20 protein-coding genes are annotated in these 21,117 nt (G+C 49.8%); 3 read left to right on the forward strand and 17 right to left on the reverse strand.

Annotated elements, in window-relative coordinates:
- Positions 1–26: 26 nt before the first annotated feature.
- The 14 genes from EJE48_RS01190 to EJE48_RS01255 form a co-directional block, all read right to left on the reverse strand.
- Positions 27–665: a thiamine diphosphokinase gene (locus tag EJE48_RS01190; protein ID WP_118581711.1), complete on the reverse strand. Its 639-nt coding sequence runs from the start codon at positions 663–665 to the stop codon at positions 27–29.
- Positions 666–667: 2 nt separating this feature from the next.
- Positions 668–1,333, reverse strand: a complete 666-nt coding sequence (gene rpe / locus EJE48_RS01195; protein ID WP_016407176.1) for a ribulose-phosphate 3-epimerase — start codon at positions 1,331–1,333, stop codon at positions 668–670.
- A gap of 3 nt (positions 1,334–1,336) precedes the next feature.
- Positions 1,337–2,218 (reverse strand): ribosome small subunit-dependent GTPase A, encoded by an 882-nt coding sequence (gene rsgA, locus EJE48_RS01200; RefSeq protein WP_016407177.1) that lies wholly within the window; start codon positions 2,216–2,218, stop codon positions 1,337–1,339.
- Between the two features lie 19 nt (positions 2,219–2,237).
- Positions 2,238–4,628, reverse strand: a complete 2,391-nt coding sequence (locus EJE48_RS01205; protein ID WP_118581714.1) for a protein kinase domain-containing protein — start codon at positions 4,626–4,628, stop codon at positions 2,238–2,240.
- Positions 4,629–4,646: 18 nt separating this feature from the next.
- Positions 4,647–5,414, reverse strand: a complete 768-nt coding sequence (locus tag EJE48_RS01210; protein WP_160117292.1) for a Stp1/IreP family PP2C-type Ser/Thr phosphatase — start codon at positions 5,412–5,414, stop codon at positions 4,647–4,649.
- Between the two features lies 1 nt (position 5,415).
- The gene (rlmN, locus tag EJE48_RS01215) at positions 5,416–6,465 is read right to left on the reverse strand and encodes a 23S rRNA (adenine(2503)-C(2))-methyltransferase RlmN (RefSeq protein WP_118581720.1); all 1,050 of its coding nucleotides are present in this window, start codon (positions 6,463–6,465) and stop codon (positions 5,416–5,418) included.
- Positions 6,466–6,468: 3 nt separating this feature from the next.
- Entirely contained in the window at positions 6,469–7,812 is a 1,344-nt protein-coding gene (rsmB, locus tag EJE48_RS01220) for a 16S rRNA (cytosine(967)-C(5))-methyltransferase RsmB (RefSeq protein ID WP_124984218.1), read from the reverse strand.
- A gap of 156 nt (positions 7,813–7,968) precedes the next feature.
- Entirely contained in the window at positions 7,969–8,673 is a 705-nt protein-coding gene (locus EJE48_RS01225; protein ID WP_124984219.1) for a zinc metallopeptidase, read from the reverse strand.
- 41 nt (positions 8,674–8,714) lie between these two features.
- Positions 8,715–9,644 carry a methionyl-tRNA formyltransferase gene (fmt, locus tag EJE48_RS01230; RefSeq protein WP_124984220.1) on the reverse strand — a complete coding sequence of 310 codons (930 nt, stop codon included), beginning with the start codon at positions 9,642–9,644 and terminating at the stop codon, positions 8,715–8,717.
- Positions 9,645–9,656: 12 nt separating this feature from the next.
- A complete protein-coding gene (def, locus tag EJE48_RS01235; protein ID WP_016407184.1) occupies positions 9,657–10,109 on the reverse strand; it encodes a peptide deformylase in 453 nt (150 codons plus the stop codon).
- Between the two features lie 133 nt (positions 10,110–10,242).
- Positions 10,243–12,678 carry a primosomal protein N' gene (gene priA, locus EJE48_RS01240; RefSeq protein WP_118581732.1) on the reverse strand — a complete coding sequence of 812 codons (2,436 nt, stop codon included), beginning with the start codon at positions 12,676–12,678 and terminating at the stop codon, positions 10,243–10,245.
- 56 nt (positions 12,679–12,734) lie between these two features.
- A complete protein-coding gene (rpoZ, locus tag EJE48_RS01245) occupies positions 12,735–13,034 on the reverse strand; it encodes a DNA-directed RNA polymerase subunit omega (RefSeq protein WP_118581735.1) in 300 nt (99 codons plus the stop codon).
- 1 nt (position 13,035) lies between these two features.
- Positions 13,036–13,644 carry a guanylate kinase gene (gene gmk, locus EJE48_RS01250; RefSeq protein WP_016407187.1) on the reverse strand — a complete coding sequence of 203 codons (609 nt, stop codon included), beginning with the start codon at positions 13,642–13,644 and terminating at the stop codon, positions 13,036–13,038.
- A 57-nt stretch (positions 13,645–13,701) separates the two neighbouring features.
- Positions 13,702–14,589 carry a YicC/YloC family endoribonuclease gene (locus tag EJE48_RS01255; RefSeq protein WP_118581738.1) on the reverse strand — a complete coding sequence of 296 codons (888 nt, stop codon included), beginning with the start codon at positions 14,587–14,589 and terminating at the stop codon, positions 13,702–13,704.
- A 249-nt stretch (positions 14,590–14,838) separates the two neighbouring features.
- Here EJE48_RS01255 and EJE48_RS01260 point away from each other — a divergent pair, with 249 nt between their 5' ends.
- Genes EJE48_RS01260 through EJE48_RS01270 form a run of 3 tightly spaced genes read left to right on the forward strand, consistent with a single transcriptional unit; the run spans position 14,839 to position 17,682 of the window.
- Positions 14,839–16,608, forward strand: a complete 1,770-nt coding sequence (locus EJE48_RS01260) for an Rqc2 family fibronectin-binding protein (RefSeq protein WP_016407189.1) — start codon at positions 14,839–14,841, stop codon at positions 16,606–16,608.
- Between the two features lie 30 nt (positions 16,609–16,638).
- A complete protein-coding gene (locus EJE48_RS01265; RefSeq protein ID WP_016407190.1) occupies positions 16,639–17,349 on the forward strand; it encodes an AzlC family ABC transporter permease in 711 nt (236 codons plus the stop codon).
- Entirely contained in the window at positions 17,350–17,682 is a 333-nt protein-coding gene (locus tag EJE48_RS01270) for a branched-chain amino acid transporter permease (protein ID WP_016407191.1), read from the forward strand.
- Between the two features lie 95 nt (positions 17,683–17,777).
- Here EJE48_RS01270 and recA read toward each other — a convergent pair whose 3' ends face one another.
- From recA to EJE48_RS01285, 3 genes are all read right to left on the reverse strand, one after another.
- Positions 17,778–18,872, reverse strand: coding sequence for a recombinase RecA (gene recA / locus EJE48_RS01275; protein WP_016407192.1), 1,095 nt, complete (start codon positions 18,870–18,872; stop codon positions 17,778–17,780).
- Between the two features lie 101 nt (positions 18,873–18,973).
- Positions 18,974–19,834, reverse strand: a complete 861-nt coding sequence (locus tag EJE48_RS01280) for a DMT family transporter (RefSeq protein ID WP_016407193.1) — start codon at positions 19,832–19,834, stop codon at positions 18,974–18,976.
- Positions 19,821–21,059: a competence/damage-inducible protein A gene (locus tag EJE48_RS01285; protein WP_118581743.1), complete on the reverse strand. Its 1,239-nt coding sequence runs from the start codon at positions 21,057–21,059 to the stop codon at positions 19,821–19,823. Before EJE48_RS01285 ends, EJE48_RS01280 begins: the two co-directional genes overlap by 14 nt.
- Positions 21,060–21,117 lie beyond the last annotated feature (58 nt).

Below are 21,117 nucleotides of genomic sequence, written 5' to 3' on the forward strand. Positions count from 1 at the left end.
TTTGGTCGGGGGCTTCTTCTTTTGTTTTAATCTCTGGAACGAATCACATAAAGATAGCCACTCTTGATATCAATTGTTGCGGTTTCCTCCGCCAGTACATTGCTGACCGCAATATAATCGCCATCCAGCGTCAGTGTCGCATCCGTCAGGGGATAAGAAAAGCCCTGTAGCGTAATGCCTGTGACCTCCATGGAAAGGGGCAGTGTGGAAACCAAATCCCCCACCTTGCCATGCAGTGTCAGGTGCTGATCAATCACCTCTACACAGTTTTTATCATCCACCAAACGCGCACGCACGCCCTTTTTCAGAAGAGAAAGCAGATAATGCGCATTGGCAAGCGTATGGTCAAATCTGTCCCCAATACCGCCGAACAGCACAAGGTCTGTCGCGCCCAGCTCCAGTGCCAGAATAATCCCAAGCTCCATGTCGGTTTCGTTTTTTCTGGTCGGGAACTGCCGAATGGGGATATTTTTCGCCTTATAATATTCCAGAACCTCCGAGGCTGTGGAATCAAAATCCCCTACGATATAATCGGGGTCAATGCCCAGTGCCTTTGCATGACGCATCCCTGCATCGCAGCAGATGACCGCATCTGCGCCATCCATATAGCTCTCACAAAAGCTGTAATCTCTGATTTCCGCTCCCGCAAAAAGAATTACCTTCATCGTTATTCATACTCCTTAAAAATGTCCAGAAAGCCCTTTGCCGCGCCTGCAATATCCTCCTTGCCGAATACCGCAGAGCCTGCAACAATCACGTTTGCGCCTGCATCCAGAACCTCGCGCACATTATCGAGTGTCACGCCGCCGTCTACCTCAATATCGAACTCCAGACCCAGCTCCTTTTTCCATTCTGCCAGCTGTCTGATTTTAGAAACATGCTGTGCCATGAATTTCTGTCCGCCAAAGCCGGGCTCAACCGTCATGACCAGAACCATATCCACATCCTTCAGGAAGGGATATACCACCTCAACAGGCGTTCTGGGGTTAATGGTAATGCCTGCCTTTGCGCCCGTTGCCTTAATCTGCTGAATCACCTCTGCGGGATATTTCGTTGCCTCCACATGGAAGTTGATAATATCCGCACCGGCTTTTCTGAATTCCTCTACATATTTTTCAGGCTCCACAATCATCAGATGTGCATCAAAAACCATATTGCTGTGCTTTCTGATGCTCTTAATCACAGGAATCCCAAAGGAAATATTGGGAACAAAAATCCCATCCATCACATCCAGATGGATATACTGCGTGCCTGCGTCCTCGACCAGCTTTAATTGCTCCGCTACCTTGCCAAAATCAATGGAAAGCATGGAGGGGGAAAGTTTCGTTTTCATGGGTTAGAATCTCCTCTCTTCTTCTTCCTTACGTTCATGATAAATCGTAACATATCTCTCATATCTCATCGGATGGATTGCCTTGCCAATCTGCTCCTTTACGGCACAATCCGGTTCATTGATATGCACACAGCCGTTGTAATAGCATGCATGCACAAAGGGCAGAAATTCCCGAAAATGATACTGCAGCTTTTCCGAGGGAATATGCGTCAGATACAGAGAGGTAAACCCCGGAGAATCCACGATATAGCTTTTCTCTGTGATCTGAATCAGCTCTGCATGTCGCGTGGTGTGCTTCCCGCGCTGTATCTTTTCGCTGATTTCGCCCGTATTTAATTCCAGTCCGGGGAAGGCTTTATTGATTAAGCTGCTTTTGCCAACCCCCGAAGGTCCTGCGAATACAGAAATCTTGTTTTCCAGAGCAGTACGCAGTGCATCAATGCCGATTTCCTTTTCCGCACTTGTGCAGATAACGGCATAGCCTGCATCCCGATACATTTCTGCCGCCGCCAGATAATTCTCCTTTTTATCCTTGTCGATTTTATTGATAACAATTACGATATCCAACTCCTGTTCCTCTGCCAGCAGCAGAAACCTGTCCAGCAAATCCAGATTCATATTCGGGCTTTTTGCCGCAAATACAATCACCGCCTGATCCACATTGGACACCCTTGGACGGATGAGCTCATTCCTTCTGGGCAGAATTTCATCCAGACTGCCCTTTTTCTTTTCCTCATCCAGAACAGAAATCCGCACCGCATCGCCTACGGTCGGGCGAATCCCCTCCTTGCGGAAGATGCCTCTCGCCCGACATTCGTATACGCCGCGTTCCGTATCAATATAATAAAAACCGCCAATTCCCTTTAAAATTACGCCTTCCAGCATAGATTCACCTTTATCCTTATCATCCGGAGAAGTTTACACTCTGCGACCACTGCTGCACATTATCAATATAGCAGGTAACCGTACCACTGCCCTTACCCGTTACGGAAACGCTGTAAGGGAATTCGGAGGCATCTCTGTAGGTGTCTACCACAGGGTATACTCCGTCCGCATCCTCTTTTACCACACGCACATAAACAGAGCCTTCGCTGCCGCTGGGTGCGTTAATTGTGAAATATTTTGTGCCCTGTGTCTGGGTATTGGAGGAAGGCTTATTGTTTTCATTCTCCTGCGTATCCGCGCCGCTGCTGACAACCAGATTAACCACACTGCCGCTCGGTACGGATTTATTCGCCGCCACGGTCTGCGTGATAACCTTGCCCTCTGCCACCTTATCGCTTGCCGCATAAGATACATTCCCGACCGTTAAGCCAACCGCTGTCAGGGAAGCCTTTGCATCCTCCAGTGTATCATTTACAACATTGGGTACGGTAACATTGGTATCCTCGTCCCCCTTGCTGATGGTCAGAATAATGCGGCTCTTTGCCGTAATAGAAGCACCGGCTTCGGGCTCCTGCTTGATAACCTCAGAGGGCTTTGCATCTGCGTCATGCACATAGCGAATCTCTGCCACGTCCCCAACCAGACGGGTAATGGCTTCGATTGCCGCATTTTCGCTCTTGCCAACCACATTCGGCATTTCCTCCTCTGTCAATCCAAGGCTGACCTTTACGCCGATTTTGGTACCTTCACCAATCATCGTCCCTTCGTTGACAGATTGATAAATGATACAGCCTGTGTCATAGAAGCTGCTGTAGTCCTCCCCCTCCTGCACAAGGGTAATCCCCATTTTTTCCGCTTCCTTTACTGCTTCATCGTAATCCATCCCTAAGAACAGGGGGGTTTCGATATTCTTATCACTGGAAATAAAGCCGCCAAAGCCGCCGCCCATAAATTTAATGCCGACAACGGAAATCACACCAATCAGCACCAATGCCGTAATTACAGCCGCAATCACAACCTTACGTTCTGCCTTTCTGTCATGCTCGTTATCAAAATCCCCTTCGGTTCTGGGGTTTCTGCGAATTTTTCCGGGTCGTCTGCTTGCCTTCACAGGCTCCGATTTTACATATTCATTTTCATAATCATCCTCTTTGGAGATATGCTTCATTTTCAGCTTTTTACCGTATTTTTCAAGTCCTGCCAGAGGGGTATGTGCCTCCTCCTCCACAGGGTTCTCCTGTGCGAAATCATCAAGCGGCTCAGCTGCGTTTTCCGCCGCATGGCGGTGGCTTGCATGGTGTCCCTCCGCATGTGCGTGTTCTGCATAGCTGTGTTCCGCATGTGGACGCTCCGCGTGGCTGCGGATATATTCCAACTCCTTCGGGTCAGCCGGCTTTGTTTCCTGCGGTGTTTCCACTGCGGCCTGTGCCGCCTTTTCCATTTCCGTTTTCTCCTGCGCTTCACGCAGTCTGGCTGCCGCCTCTGCCCTTCTGGACATCCGCACGCCTGCCGCACCAGCCGCCGCTGCACCAACCGCTGCCGCTTTCTTTTCCGCAGGCTTTTCTTCCTTTGCGGAACCGTTCAGCTCCGCTCTGGCACGAATCAGGTCTGCCAAGAGAAGGTCAATGCTTGCATAGCGTTCATCTGCCTTTTTCATCGTTGCCTTGCGGATGATCCCCTCCAGAGAGCGCGTACAGTTCGGGTTATACTGGCGGATATCCGGCAGCTCGTCATTGATATGCATCAATGCAATGCTGACGGAATTGTTGCCCTGAAACGGCAATACGCCTGTAATCATTTCAAACATCGTGATACCCAGAGAATAGATATCGCTTTTTTCATCCACATAGCCGCCTCTTGCCTGCTCAGGGGAGAAATAATGCACAGAGCCCGCCGCATTTGCCGTTGTTGTCATGGTGGATGCGGTTGCCGCTCTGGCAATACCAAAATCCGTCACCTTTACCACGCCGTCTGTCCCTACCAGAATATTCTGGGGCTTGATATCTCTATGTACGATGTGCGCCTTATGCGCCTGACTCAGCGCAGAGGCAATCTGAATTGCCACATTGATAGTAGAACGGGAATCAAAGGGTGCTTTTTCCTTGATTGCCTTCTTCAGTGTATCCCCGTGGATGTATTCATTAACGATATAATTAATATCTCCGTCCTCGCCCACATCATACGCTCTTACGATATTCGGATGGGATAATCTTGCAACGGAGCATGCCTCGGAACGAAAGCGTTCAATAAATTCCTCGTCCCCGACAAATTCCTCCCGCAAAACCTTCACCGTAACATAACGATCCAGCTTTCTGTCTCTGCCTCTGTAAACAACTGCCATGCCGCCGGAACCGATTTTTTCTAATATTTCGTATCTGCCGCTTAGGACAGTACCCGGATTCAATAACATCAGTTTGTAACCTCCTACTTATATCTCAACCAGAATAAGGGAAATGTTGTCATGTCCCCCCTGCCGATTCGCTTCCTCCACCAGAATTGCCGCTTTTTTGTCCAGAGCGATCCGCTTACTCAGAATCTTCGCCATTTCCTCATCCTTCAGCATACCGGAAAGCCCATCTGTGCAAAGCAAAACGATGTCTCCCTTCTGCACGGGATGAATCACCGTATCCGTCTCCACGGTATCCCGAATCCCAATGGCGCGCGTAATCACGTTTCTTTTGGGGTGCATTGCCGCTTCCTCCTTCGTAATGCTCCCCATCTTCACCAGCTCCATCACATAGGAATGGTCTGTGGTGAGGGGCTGCATCTCCTTTTTGCGAAAAAGGTAAGCTCTGCTGTCCCCCACATAGGCAACATAAAGCTTCTCCTCACGCACCGCCGCTGCAACGATGGTTGTTCCCATTTCCGCAAACTCTCTGTCGGAATTGGATTTTTCATAAACCGTCCGATTTGCAGCTGCCACCGCACCTGTCATCAAATCCAGCATGTCGTCATTTTCTGCATGCTTCATTTCCTTCCAGAAATGCTCCAGAAAGCCTTCGATTGCACAGCTGCTCGCGATTTCTCCCGCGTTGCAGCCGCCCATCCCATCGGCAACCAGATATAAATTTTCCGCAGGGTCTTCCCCTGCCGAAATGTAATAGGCATCCTCATTATTTTTGCGGCATTTTCCAATGTCGCTCATTCCAACTGCTTTCAACGCTGCTCCACCTCCCTGCCGCTTATTTTTCCGCATCCTATTCCTCCATAGCCTTTTCCTTGATGTGGCTTCTTCGCAGCTGACCGCAGGCAGCATCAATATCACTGCCCAGCTTTCGTCTGACTGTGGTTTCCACACCATTTTCACTCAGAATAGATGCAAACCGTTTTACCCGCTCCGCAGAGCTTTTGATATAATTGCGCTCCTTTACGTCATTGACAGGAATCAGGTTCACATGGCAGAGCATATCTCTCAGCCTTCCGGCCAGCTCCCGCGCATGCGCATCCCCGTCATTCACGCCATGAATCAGCGCATATTCAAAGGTAATGCGGCGTTTTGTTTTCTCCGCGTAATCCCTGCACGCCTGCAAAAGTCTGTCCATATCGTACAGCTTTGCCACAGGCATGGTCTGCGTACGGATTTCGTCATTCGGCGCATGCAAGGAAACCGCCAGTGTAATCTGAAGATTTTCCTCCGCCAGCGCATAAATTTTTTCCACCAAGCCGCAGGTCGAAAGCGTAATATGTCTCTGTCCCATATTCTGCCCATTCGGGTCGTTAATCAGACGCAGAAATTTCAGAACATTGTCATAATTATCCAGAGGCTCGCCGCTGCCCATCAGTACCGTACCGTGTACTCGCTCGCCGCAGTCCTTCTGAATCGCATAAATCTGGGAAAGCATTTCTCCTGCCGTCAGTCCGCGTTCCACGCCGTCCAGTGTGGATGCGCAGAATTTGCAGCCCATCCGACAGCCGACCTGCGTCGAAATGCAGACTGTATTGCCATGCTCATATTTCATCAATACACTTTCGATAATCGCGCCATCCGAAAGCGCAAAAAGATATTTTCTCGTGCCGTCAATCTGAGAAACCAGCCGCCGCACGATTTTCACACCGTTGATTGCTGCCGTTTCGCCAAGCTTTTCCCGCAGGCTTTTGGAAAGATTCGTCATTTCGGCAAAGCTGTCCACCTGCTTTGCGTGTAGCCAATCGAAAAGCTGCTTCGCACGAAATTTCGGTTCACCCAATTCCTGCAAAAGCTCCTGCAATTCGGTTATGTCCATGGATTTGATATCAACCTTTTCCATATCTCAATCCTTTCTTCTTAATTTTGAAATGAAAAATCCGTCTGTTCCTGTTTTATGGGGCAGCAGGGTCAGATATCCCTTTTTCGCCGTTTCCGTATCCCAGCCTTCGGGCAGAAATTCCGAAATATCCTCCGCCGCAAAATCGGGGTGCTGTGCCAAAAACCATTCCAGATTCTTTTCATTTTCCTTTCGGCAAAGCGTACAGGTGCTGTAGACCAGAACGCCGCCCTTTTTCACATAGCCTGCCGCATTTTCCAGAATTTCTCTCTGAATTTTTGTCAGGCTGTCAATCTCATTGCCATCCTTTTTCAGGCGGATATCCGGCTTCTTTCGCATCAGCCCCAGACCGGAGCAGGGCACATCCGCCAGCACGCGGTCAAACTGCTTCGGGCTTTCCTCCTCAGCCGCCGCATCCTTCACCCTGCACTGCATGATGGAAATGCCAAGGCGTTCTGCGCCCTCCTGCATCAGGTCGATTTTATGCTCGTAAATATCGCAGGAAAGCAGACTGCCCTCGTTTTCCATCCGTTCCGCAATCGTAAAGCTTTTCCCGCCCGGCGCGGCGCACATGTCTAAAATCTCCTCGCCTTTTTTCGGGTCTAGCACCCGTACCGCGAGCTGAGAGCTTTCATCCTGCACATGGAACAGTCCTTCTTTGAAGGCATCCAAGCGGCTTAAATCCGCCGTTTTCGTCAGATGCAGTGCATCCGCGCAGATTCTGCCCTCTGCCACATGCACACCTGCCTGCTCCAGCTTCTTTTTCAAAGCCTGCGTATTCGTTTTCAGCGTATTCACCCGAATCGTCACATCGGGGGACTGATTATCATACGCACAAATTTGCTCCGTTTCTTCGTAGCCATAATAGGCAATCCACATCCGCACCAGCCACAGCGGATGGGAATACGCCACAGAAAGATATTCCGCCGTTCCCCTCTCAGGCAGGGGAATCGCCTGCTTTTTCTTGGCCGCCGTGCGCAATACGCCGTTCACAAAGCCCTTCAAAGAGCCATATCCTCTGACCGATGCCAGCTTCACCGCCTCATTACACGCCGCTGCATCCGGTACGTCCATGAAGTACATCTGATACACCGCCGTCCGCAGCACTGCCAGCAGCCACGGCTTCATTTTTTCCGTTTTTGTTTTGGAAAAGGTATTCAGCACATGGTCAATATAAATCAAATTGCGCAGTGTACCGTTTACCACCTCCGTCACGAAGGCTCTGTCCTGTCTGGACATCGCACCGTTCTGCCGCAGCAGGCGGCGCAATGTCATTGTATTATAGGCATCCGCCGTCATGATTTCCATGAGCGCCTCTGCCGCAATCTCTCTTGGATTGATTTGGATCATTTTTTTCCATTCCTTCCGTTCAAGCCATTCTGTCTCAACATAATATTATACGACAAAACAGAGGATTCTTCAATCATTTCGCCCCTATTTCGACAAAAAAGAGGCATCCGCAAAAACACCAAAAGGCTAATCCGCAATCAGATTAGCCTTTCTTTTTTAATCGTCTCTTCTGCCAAAGATGGCAACCAAGCGCAACAGCTGCGCGATTGCCGCAAACGCCGCCGCAACATAGGTCATTGCCGCCGCACTCAGCACCCTTTTCGCACCGCCGATTTCATCGCTGTCCAGAAATCCGTCATCTGCCAGCAGGCGAATCGCCCTTCTGGATGCGTTGAATTCCACAGGCAGTGTAATAATCGTAAACACAACGGAAAGGGAGAAGAACAGAATCCCCAGTGTCACCAATGTGCTGCCGCCGCCGCTGAAAATAAACCCAATCAAAATCAGGGGAATTGCCAGTCTGGAGCCGAAGTTTGCCAGAGGCACGAAAAAGCTTCGCAGTGCCAAGGGTGCATAGCCCACGTCATGCTGAATGGCATGCCCTGTCTCGTGTGCCGCTACGCCGACCGCCGCTACCGATGTGCTGTCATACACGCTTTCGGACAGGCGCAGTGTCTTTGTTCTGGGGTCATAATGGTCTGTCAGGTTGCCTGCCACACGCTGCACGCTTACATCATAAATGCCTGCGTTGTGCATCATCTGCTCTGCCACCTGCGCCCCCGTCAAGCCTCGTCTGTTTCTGATTTTCGCATATTTCTTAAATGTACCGGATACCTTCATCTGCGCAACCATCGAAAAAATGAATGCCAGAAGCACCAAAAAGTACATACTGTCGTATCCATATCCATAACCATAATACATATCGGTTCCTCCTATCTGTTTGGAACTTTCCTATTCAAGCCTTAGCCAAGCAAAATGCCTGTCTGCATTTCATGCCCACGCAGATACGCATCCGCCGTCATCTTCTTGCCGCCGCGCGCCTGCACCTCTTTGATACGCAAAATTCCATCGCCGCATTTTACCGCAAAGTCCTTTTTTGTCACCTCTACGATTTCGCCAAATGCCGCATCGGGGTAGCTTTTATTTTCCGCCTCTGCCCAGAACATCTTGAGCGGCTCCTCTCCCAAAACAGCGTATGCGCCATGTCCGGGATACATTCCGCGCATCAGATCAATAATCTGCTGTCCGCCTTTGCTCCAGTCAATATGTCCTGTCTCCTTATGAATCATGGGCGCATGGGTTGCCAGTGCATCATCCTGCGGTATCCGTGTAATTGTGCCCTTTTCCAGTCCGTCAATCGTTTCCAGAAGCAGTGCTGCGCCTGCCACCGCCATTTTATCATGCAGATCCTCAAAATTATCTGTCGGAAGAATCTCCACTTCCGTTTTCAAAAGCATATCCCCCGTATCCATGCCCTTTGCCATGAACATCGTGGTAATGCCTGTTACCTTCTTACCGTCAATAATGGCGCGCTGCATCGGTGCCGCCCCTCTGTATTCCGGCAGAAGCGAGCCATGCACATTGATACAGCCATATTTCGGCATATTCAGAATTTCCTCCGGCAAAATCTGCCCAAATGCAGTAACGGCAATCAAATCCGCGCCATAGCCGCGCAGCTGTTCGATAACCTCCGGTTCGCGTACCTTCACAGGCTGCAAAACAGGAATCCCTTGCTCCAGCGCCACTGCCTTTACGGGTGTGGGCTGTAGCTTTTTCCCTCTGCCCTTGGGCTTATCGGGCTGTGTCACCACTGCCACAACCTCATGCCTTGTCAGCAATGCCTGTAAGGAAGGTACCGCAAAATCGGGCGTTCCCATAAAAATCACTCTCATCGGTATTCCTCCTTACGCTTCCTCTCTCGGCAGTGCCTTATCAATATACAGAATCCCATCCAGATGGTCAATCTCGTGGCACAATGCGCGTGCCATCAGTTCTTCCCCCTCGATGATGAATTCATTGCCCTCTCTGTCCATCGCCTTTGCCTTCACATAATAGGGGCGTTCCACAGGGGCAGATTGTCCGGGCAGGCTCAGGCAGCCCTCCTCGTCAGTCTGAGAACCGCTCGTTTCCAGAATGACAGGGTTCAAAAGCTCCACCAGGCCCTCGCCGATATCAATGACAACGGCTCTTTTCAGAATCCCTACCTGTGGTGCGGCTAAACCAACGCCGTTTGCCTCATACATGGTATCCGCCATATCATCCAGCAGTGTCAGCAGGTTAGGGGTAATTTCCTTGATCGGTTTGCAGGTTTTTCTCAGCACCTCATCTGTGCTGATACGAATATTACGAATTGCCATTTTTTCTTCCTCCTAATTCTATAATATCTCCAAAATTTGAACAAACAAAAAACTTTTTGTAAATTTATCTGAAACAGAAACGGAAAGCGCATTTTTCGTTTTCCAATGAAATATTATAACATTTTTTTCTGCTTTATACAATATTGGTCGGGTTAAGCGCCAAACCTACGCGCACATTACGGTTTCGCTCCTTCTTCATCCTCTCCGCTGTCGGCAGAACCAGCTGCCGCAGGGGTTCCTCCTCCGCCGCCTTCACAATAATTTGGTAGCGGTATTCTCCGCGAAATTTCGGCAGTGCCGTCGGCCCGAGAATCGTTGCAATCTCCTCCTCATCCGCCTGTGCCAGTCGTTCTGCCAGCTCCTGCGCCGCCTGTGCCGCTTCCTCCTGCGCCGCACCTGTCAGCAGAATACTGAAAAATGCGGAAAACGGCGGATAGCCCATCATCTGCCGCATGAGCATTTCTTCCTCATAAAAGCCTTCATAATCCTGCTTCGCGGCATACTGCACCGCATAGTGCTGTGGCTGATAGGTCTGGAGAAACACGCGCCCTCTGTCATCCCTTCTGCCGGCACGTCCTGCCGCCTGCAGCATCAGCCGAAAGCCCGTTTCCGCCGCCGTAAAGCTGTCCGCATTTAAGGATAAATCCGCCGCCATAATGCCCACCAGCGTCACATTGGGGTAATCATGCCCCTTGGCAATCATCTGCGTCCCAATCAGAATATCCGCCTCTCCTGCCGCAAATGCCGCAAGAATTTTTTCATGGCTGTGCTTTGTCAGCGTGGTATCCAAATCCATCCGCAGAATCCTTGCTTCCGGAAACAGCTTTCCTGCTTCCTCCTCTATTTTCTGTGTCCCTGTGCCGAAATAACGAATATACTTCGAGCCACAGACAGGGCAGACCTTCGGCAAAGGGGCTCTCCTGCCGCAATAATGGCAAGCCAGCGCATGCTCCTTCGCATGATAGGTATAGGTTAAATCACATTCCGGGCATTTCATCACATGCCCACAGCTACGGCAGGAAACAAAGGTTGCATATCCTCTGCGGTTCAAAAAGAGCATGGTCTGCTCGCCCTTCTCCAGATTCCTGCGGATTTCCGCCTGCAATGCTCTGCCGAACGCAGAACGGTTGCCCTCTGCCAGCTCCTTTCGCATATCCGTCACAAGCATCCGCGGCAGAACGCCGCCGCCCGTCCGCTCCTTTAATTCCAGCAGCAGAAATTCTCCCTGTTTTGCTTTGTAATAGCTGATGAAATCGGGCGTTGCCGTCCCCATCAGAAAGAGCGCACCATAGCGTTTTGCCAGTGCCGCCGCAACGTCCTTTGTGTCATATTTCGGGGTAATATCGGAAACATAGCTGTTCTCGTGTGCCTCATCCATGATAATTGCGCCAACCTTCGGAAACGGCAGAAACAAAGCCGACCGTGCGCCTATCACAACCGAAATTTCGCCATCCCTTGCCTTTTTCCACTGGTCAACTCTCTCCCCCATGGAAAGGCGGCTGTGCGTCACGCTGACTGCATCCCCAAAGCGGGAAACGAACCGCTCCGCAAGCAAAGGGGTTAAGGCAATCTCCGGCACAAGTACAATCGCCTGCTCGCCCCTCGCCAGAACCTCCGCAATGATCTGCATATAAATCTCCGTTTTGCCGCTGCCCGTCACGCCATGCAGAAGTACAGGCTTTTTTTCTTCCTGCTCCAATTCCCGATGCAAAGCAGAAAGCGCCGCCGCCTGCTCTGCCGTCGGGGTAAAGGGCTGTGTCCGTTCCACCGTATCCGCATCAAAGACATTTCGCCGTTCCGTCTGCCTCCGTTCCCGCAGGATGCCCTTTTTCAGCAGGGTTTTAATGGGAGAATCCGTAATGCCGAGGGCTTCCTTCAGCTCTGCGGCAGTTGCTTCTCTGCCGTTTGCAAGGTACTCCAGCAGCAGCCTTTGCCCCTCCAGACGCTTCTCCTTCTCCGCCTTTTTCCATGCCGCTTCCAGAAGGGGATGGTCTCTGTCCAGAGAATAGAGCCGTTTTTCGTTTTTGTATTCACTGCGGTGCAGCTCCTGCTTCAGCGCAAGCAGCCCCTTTCCCTCTGCCTTCCGCAGAAATGTCAGGCAATCTCCGCCGAATTCTGCCTGTACCTCCTCCAAGGGAATTTCCCTTCGTTCCCCGAATAATGCAAGCAGCGCCGTTTCCTTCGGGGTCAGCTTCGTTTCAGCATCAAGCGATTTTCGGCTGACTGTCCAGCTGCTTTTTGTGCGGATGCCAGGCGGCATAATTGCCTGCAGGCATTGGTTCAGCGTGCAGAAATAGCGTTCCTTCATCCATTCCGCCAAATCCAGAAGGGCAGGGGTAAAGGTTGGTCTGCCCTCATCCAGAACCTCAAGAAGCTCCTTGATTTTATCCGCAGGCACCTCTGTTTTTTCGGAAAGAGAAATGACATAGCCCTCCGCCTTTTTGTTGCGGCTGCCAAATGGCACAATCACCCTTACACCGATTTCCACTGCCATCCCTTCGGGAATCCGATAATCAAACAGCTTATCCATTTCCGGCTGATTCAGCCCAACAATCACCTTCGCATACATCACTTCTCACCTCCCTACAAAAACAGCCCGTAAAAACGGGCTATTTTCCTTACATATTATTCTTTCTCGGTTTCCTCTGCCATGCTTGCAAAATCAACCTCTGCCAGTGCAACCTCTTTGTCCTCTTCCTCAGGCTTGCCCTCGCGGATTTTCAGCTTTCCTTCGTAAATTTCATTGACTGCGATGGAAACGGGCTTATCCACCTCAATATGGTCAATCATGGGCTGCTGATGATCTACCAGCTGTCTTGCTCTTTTTGCCGCCGCAATCACGATGGTATATCTGCTGGCAATGGTAATATCCTCGGAATCCTGTGTGATAACCTCCAGAATATCGGAATAAGAAGGTCTTAACATATTACATCTCTCCTTTGAAAATCTTTTTGATATTTTTATTTCTGCTGCATTTCATCTTTTCTGCCGCAACGATAGTCAGCATATCCTCAGTTGCCTGCTCTACGGTGTCATTGATGACCAGATAATCGTATTCCTCTACCAGCTCCATCTCCTCCAATGCGCGGCGCAATCGTTTGTTGATGGTTTCTTTATCCTCGGTGCCGCGTTTGGTCAGGCGGTTGCCCAGCTCCTCCAGATTGGGCGGAACCATGAAAATCAGCACGCCTTCGGGGTAAATTTTCTTTACCTGCAGCGCACCCTGTACCTCAATCTCCAGAATGACATTATTGCCTGCCATCAGCTGTTCTGTTACATATTTTCTGGGTGTGCCGTAATAATTGCCGCAGAATTCCGCCCATTCCAGAAGCTCCTTGCGGTCGCGCATTTTCTCAAATTCCTCTCTGGTATGGAAGAAATAATGCACCCCGTCCTTCTCATATTCTCTGGGCTTTCTTGTTGTTGCGGAAATGGAAAGCGAAAAATTGTTCTTCTCGCAAAGACGCTCTACAATCGTCCCTTTGCCGGAACCAGAAGGACCGGAGATAATCAATAAAATACCCTGTTTATTCATGTGTATTTCCCCTTTATCCTATAAATAGCCTTTCTTTTTTATTGCGAAAAAAGGCTGTTACTCCAAATTTTGAATCTGTTCTCTGATTTTTTCGATTTCACTTTTCAGTTCAATCGTGGCCTTTACAATCTGAATATCATTCGCCTTGGATGCGATGGTATTGGATTCTCTGTTCATTTCCTGAATCAGAAAGTCCAGCTTACGTCCTACCTGTCCGCCACCATCCAGAATATCCTTCAGTTGAATCAGATGGCTTTCCAGTCTGGTCACTTCCTCATCCACGCAGCCGCGGTCTGCAAAAACCGCAACCTCTGTCGCAATGCGCTGTGGATCAACATCAACGCCGCCCAGCAAATCCTTCAGGCGGTTATTCAGCTTTTCCTGATATTCCACAACCACCAGAGGGGAGCGTTCCTTCACCTCTGCCACAAGCGTCCTGATGCGTTCGCCCTTCAAAAGGATATCCTTTTTCAGATTTTCGCCCTCAACGGTACGCATGGCAACGAATTTTTCCACTGCCTCATCCAGTGCAGGCACCAATGCCTCCCAGATGACTTCTTCCTCCTGCTGTGCCTTCTCCACCGTAATCACATCGGGGAATTTTGCCGCCAGCTCCAGCTTATTTTCGCTGTAGATGCCGAATTTTTCTTCTATCAGCTTCAGCTTTTCGATATATGCCGCCGCCAGTGCTTCGTTCAGCTTTACCTCCACATCCGCTGCGGAAAAGGTTTCAAAGCTGATATACACATCAGTCTTGCCGCGAAATACCTCATGCATGATTCTTTTTTTGATTTTATCCTCCAGACCTGCCAGAGAACGGGGCAGCTTAATCGTCATGTCATTATAACGATGGTTTACGGATTTCATTTCCACCGTAAACTTTCTTTCCTCTGCGATATGCTCGCCGCGTCCATAGCCTGTCATGCTTCTTACACTTGCACTCATGTTTCGGTTCCTTTCTATGCTTCGTTCCAAAAATCGTTGTTTTATTATACATAAGTGTTTGCCAAATAGCAAGGAAAACCGCAAATTGTATCCACTATTTTTAATCATTTTTTAATATTTCCTTCATTTTAGAATTTTTTTGCAAATCCTACTGCTTTTCTTGGTAATCCGTTTGAAAAAATAATGCAAAAAAGAAAATCCTATGTTAAAATTATGAATTAACCAAATGTATTCAAGGAGGTGTTCCTTATGGCACTGGACGGCATTACAACCTCTGCCATCGTATCAGAACTCAAAGCAGCCCTTTTAGGCGGGCGTATCGATAAAATCCATCAGCCCCTTGCGGATGAAATTCGTATGTCAATTCGTGGGCTTGGCAGCGGCGCAAAGAAAATCATCATTTCCGCCAACTCTGCCCATCCCCGTATCCACCTGACCGAAAGCAGCCGCGAAAACCCTATGACCGCGCCCTTATTCTGCATGGTCATGCGCAAGCATATCGCGGGCGGCAAAATTATAGATATTGTGCAGCCGAATTTCGAGCGTATCATCATCCTCAGGATTGAATCCGCCAATGAAATGGGTGATATCACTACAAAAAATCTGATTCTGGAAATCATGGGCAAGCACAGCAACCTTATCCTGACCGATGAAACCGGCAAAATTCTGGATTCCATCAAGCGTGTCACCCATGAGAAAAGCTCTGTCCGAGAGGTACTCCCCGGCAAGGAATATGTTTTCCCCCCTTCGCAGGATAAGAAAAACCCCCTCCTTGCCGAACAGGCGGATTTCCTCTTTTCCCTGCATTTGCAGGAAGGCAGAAGGCTGCAGGAATTTCTTTATCAAACCTACACCGGCATCAGCCCTGTCATGGCAGGCGAAATCTGCACCCGTGCAGGGTTGGATGCTTCGGATTCCTGTCAGGAAACCACATTGGAAAACAGTGAACGGCTCTTTGCCGCCTTTGAAAAAACCATGCAGGAGGTCAAAGCGGCGGACTTCTGCCCTGCCATTTATTATCAGAAGGAAAATAATCGCATTGTCGATTTTGCCGTTCTGAAAATGCAGCAATTTCAAGGCCTTGCCGCAAAGCCCTTTCCTTCCGTTTCTGCCCTTCTGGAGGGCTTTTATCAGGAGCGGGATAATGCGGCACATATCCGCCAGAAGGCGCAGGATATGCGAAAGCTGGTAACCAATCATATCGAACGCTGTGTGAAGAAAAAGGAAATTCAGCTAAAAACACGCCGCGAAACAAAGGGCATGGATTTATGGAAGAAAAAGGGCGAGCTCCTGACTGCCAATATCTATGCCGTTCCGCAGGGCGTAACAACCTTCAAAACCATTGATTATTACGAGGAGTCCATGCCCGAAATCGAAATTGCCATTGACCCCGCAAAAACACCTGCGGAAAATGCGCAGAAATATTTTGCAAAATACAACAAGGCAAAGCGTACCCTTGCGGCACTGGAAATACAGGAAAAACAGAATAACGAGGAGCTGGCGTATCTGGAAAGCGTCCTCAACGCACTGGAAAACGCCAAGGAGGATGCCGATCTTTCCGAAATCCGCACAGAATTAGCGGAAAGCGGCTTCATCCGCAGGCAGGCACAGAAAAAAGGACAGCCGAAGCCGAAAAGGGCAAAGCCCCTGCGTTATATTTCCTCCGATGGGTATGAAATTCTGGTCGGGAAAAGCAATCTGCAAAATGACGAGCTGACGCTGCGCACCGCCGAGCCGACAGACCTCTGGATGCACACGAAGGATATCCCCGGCTCCCATGTCATCATCCGCACCAACGGGCAAAGCGAGCTGCCCGAAGCCACGATGGAGGAAGCTGCAAACCTTGCCGCCTTCTACAGTAAAGCGAAAAACAGCAGCATGGTTCCTGTGGATTATACCCAAAGAAAAAATATCAAAAAACCAAACGGGGCAAAGCCGGGCATGGTGATTTATCTGACGAATAAAACCATTTACATCACCCCCGACGAAGCCCGTATCCAACAAATGAAAAATGAATAAATAAGATACCTTCAGAAAGGAGCATGATTTATGGCAAAAGCCTTTCGTTACGCACTCAAGCACAGCCTTCCCATCCTCATCAGCTATATCCCCGTTGCCCTTGCTTACGGGGTACTGATGCAGAACTGCGGCTATAATTTCGTCTGGACAGGCGCATGCAGCATTTTCGTTCTGGCAGGCTCTCTGCAATATCTGATGGTGACCTTCTTCGCCGGCGGCGTTTCGCTTCTGACCGTTGCGATTATGTCACTCCTGCTCAACAGCCGTCATATTTTCTATGGGCTGTCCTTCATCGAAAAATTCCGTACCTTCGGTCCTTGGAAATATTTTCTCATCTATTCCCTGACGGATGAAAATTATTCCCTCCACTGTTCGCATCATTTCGAGTCGGATGTCAATGAAAAATGGGCGTATGTGCTGACGGCGTTTCTGTCCATCTCCTATTGGATTATCCTGAGCATCATCGGTGCGCTGATTGGGAGCATGCTTCCCTTCAACACCACAGGCATTGATTTTGCGCTGACCGCCCTTTTCATCGTTATCCTGATAGAGCAGATACTTGGCGCGGATAACCGCCTGCCGGCATGGCTTGCCTTTGTTTCCGCCATCGTCTGTCTGCTTATCTTCGGGCCAAGCAATTTCATTCTGCCTTCGCTGGTGATTACCGTTGCTCTTTTAAGCATCCTGCGTCACCGTATCGAGCCTGTAAAAGCTGTAAAAGAAGAAAAGGAGGAAGCGTAAATGGTTTTAACTACAATGCAATCTATTGCAATCATTGCCGTCTGCGGCATCTGCACCCTTCTGGAGCGTGCCCTGCCCTTCCTCATTTTCAGCGGCAGAGCCGTTCCAGAGCCTGTACGCTATCTGGGGCGTGTGCTTCCGATGGCAATTATGGCAACCCTTGTCATTTATTGTCTGAAGGGCATTTCTTTTTCCTCTGCGGCAGGCTTTGCGCCGCTCTTGATTGCCTCCGCGGTAACAGCCATTCTGCACCTCTGGAAAAGAAGCACTCTCATCAGCATTTTCTGCGGCACTGTCTGCTATATGGTTCTGGTGCAGCTTGTATTTGCATAATACTACATAATTTTAACAGAAAAACCCTCCGTATTTTTTCCATACGAAGGGTTCTTTTTTTGCAATTTTTTAATTATAATTTTTTGATTATAATTTTAAAATTCTGTTTCCGTGATAGGTGCTTCGGCTGCATCTGCCGCTTCTGCTGTCTGCGGGGCAGCCTGATTCTGCTCCAGTCCATAATGCACGCGCACCAGATGGTCGATTTCCGCGCACATTTCGGGATGCTCGCGCAGGAACTGCTTTGCGTTTTCACGCCCTTGCCCGATACGGGTTTCCTTATAGGCATACCATGCGCCGCTCTTGTTTACGATATCCACATCTGCCGCCAGATCCAGAATATCCCCCTCCTTGGAGATGCCCTTGCCGTAGATAATATCAAACTCTGCCGTTCTGAAGGGAGGTGCTACCTTGTTTTTCGCAACCTTTACCTTTGTGCGGTTGCCGACAATTTCCGTTCCCTGCTTCAGCACATCCGCCTTTCTGATTTCCATACGGATAGAGGAATAGAATTTCAGTGCGCGGCCGCCCGTTGTGGTTTCGGGATTGCCGAAGGTTACGCCGATTTTCTCACGCAGCTGGTTGATGAAAACAACCGTACAATTCGATTTATTGGTAATACCTGTCAGCTTTCTCAATGCCTGGCTCATCAGTCTTGCCTGCAAGCCCATGTGGGAATCACCCATTTCGCCCTCGATTTCCGCACGGGGCACCAATGCCGCTACGGAGTCCACAATCACAATATCAATCGCACCGCTGCGTACCATCGTTTCGGTGATTTCCAACGCCTGTTCGCCGTCATCCGGCTGAGAAATATAGAGGTTATCAATATCAACCCCCAGTGCCTTTGCATAAGTGGGGTCCATCGCATGCTCCGCATCCACATACCCTGCAATGCCGCCGCGCTTCTGCACCTCTGCCACCATGTGCAGGGCAACCGTTGTCTTACCGGAGGATTCAGGGCCATAAACCTCAACGATTCTGCCCTTCGGCAGACCGCCAACCCCCAACGCCAAATCCAGGCTCAGAGAGCCGGTCGGCACAACCTCAACCGCCATTTTTGCATTATTATCCCCCAGCTTCATTACCGCACCCTTGCCAAACTGCTTCTCAATCTGGCTTAGTGCCGCATCCAGTGCCTTTTGCTTATCTTCAAATTTTACATCTTCCTTTTGTGCCTTTGCCGCCATTTTATTTCCACCTTTCCAAACCCTATCGGATTCTGTTTATATTCACGAATATTTGTTCTCTTTTTTTCCATTCTATTCGATTTTGTTCGCCTTGTCAACGGCTATTTTCTCTCCTGCACAGGCTTTTCCGCCAAAGCCATTGCCGCAAAAATCACCGCACACCCCAGATATCCCCTGAAGTGCATCCGTTCGCCGTATAAAATCGCAGAAAATACCGCCGCAAAAATAGATTCCGTTGTAATGATGATTGCCGCCTTGTTCGGCGCAGTGCTTTGCTGTCCGATGCTTTGCAGCACAAAATAAAGCGCGGTGCAAAATGCCCCTGCGTAGAAAAAGTTTCCGAAGGCAGGCAATGTCAGAGGCGGCATATCCCATCCCGTAAACATCAGAATCACCGTCATCACCGCAAGGGTCGAAAGATTCTCCACAATCGCAATATGCACAGAATCGCAGTCCTTTGTCAGATTCCCCAGAAACGCCATTTGCAGCGAAAACGCCACCGCCGCCAAGAGTGACAGCCCTGCCCCGAAATCCAGACGAAAATCCGCCGTCAGAGAAAGGCAGCAAACGCCAAAGAGCGTCATCCCCGCCGCCAGAAAGCAGTTCCGATTCGGCTTCTGCCTGAACACACCCCAGCAGACAAACGGCACAATGACCGCAGGAATATTCACCAGAAACGCATTGACCGATGGCGTGGTGTATTGCAGCCCAACCGTCATCAGAAGAAACATTGCCGCAAGCAGTGCCCCCAAAATACTGCCGACCCTCCATTCCTCTTTGGTAATTCGTTTCAGCCGTTTGCAATAAACCAGACACATGCAGACGGATGCCGTCAGAAAACGCCCGAAAATCACCTGAAATGGGTCATATCCCCAATCCAGAAGATATTTCAGGCTGATAAAGCCGCCGCCGCCGATAAATGCCGCCAGAAGCAGCAGCCAATCTCCCTTATGCTTCATCATTGATTACCTTCCTCAGCCGGTTCAGCGCAGTATATGCCGCACGTTCTCTGATTTTGTTCCGCTTCCCGACAAAATGGCAGGTGTACACCTCCGTTTTTCCTTTATAAGCAATCGCAATATAAACCAGACCGACCGGCTTGCCCTCGCTGCTTTCCGGACCTGCAACGCCCGTAGTTGCCACGCCGATGTCTGCGCCGCTTGTTCTCGCAATGCCCTCCGCCATTTCCTTCGCCGTTTCCTCGCTGACTGCGCCGTATTTCTCCAGTGTTTCCGCCTTTACGCCGAGTCTGTGCATTTTCGCCTCATTGGAATAGGTCACACAGCCCTCCACAAGTGCCGCAGAAATTCCCGGATATTCCACCAGATTAGACGCAATCATACCGCCGGTGCAGGATTCCGCCACCGCTAACGTGAGTTGCTTTTGCAACAGCTGTTCTGCCACAACGGTTTCCAAATCGGTTTCGCCCTCGCCATAGACCGCATCGCCCAATCTTTCCTTCAATACCGCCGCAACAGGGTCAATCAGTCGATTTGCTTCCTCCTCGTCCCTTGCCTTTGCCGTAATGCGCAGAATTGCCTCGCCATCCTTCGCATAGGGCGCAATCGTCGGGTTGGTCTGCGCATCAATGATATCCTTTACCCTTTCCTCCATGGCACTCTCGCCCACCTCTGCCACGCGCAGAATACGGGAAACAAAGGTAAATTCCTGCTTCTTCGCCAGATAAGGCTTCACCTGATTTTGGAACATGGGAATCGTTTCTCTCGGAGGGCCGGGCAGCATCACAATCATCTTTCCGTTCTTCTCCATAATAATCCCCGGTGCCGTGCCGTTATCGTTATACAGCACAATCCCGTTTTTCTCCGGCACCATTGCCTGCTTCACGTTGTTTTCCGTCATCACTCTGCCTGTGCGGTCAAAATATTTCCGAATTCTGCCCAATGCTCTTTCATCCAGAATCAGCCTTTCCCCGAAATATTCCGCCGCCGTTTCCTTCGTCAGGTCATCCTCTGTCGGCCCTAAGCCGCCTGTTGTAATAATCAAATCCGCTCTGGAAAAGGCATGAAAAATCGTATCCTTTAAACGCTGTGGGTTATCCCCAACAACCGTCTGATAATATACCTCTATCCCCAGATTGGCCAGCTCCTGCGCCAGAAACTGTGCATTTGTATTCAAAATATCCCCCAACAGCAGCTCCGTGCCAACTGCAAGAATCTCTGCCTTCATGTTTCTTCCTCCTTTGTGTCTTTTCCTCTATTGTACCGTTTTTATCATCGGATTCCAA

The organism is Anaerotignum faecicola (assembly GCF_003865035.1).
GTDB lineage: Bacteria > Bacillota > Clostridia > Lachnospirales > Anaerotignaceae > Anaerotignum_A > Anaerotignum_A faecicola.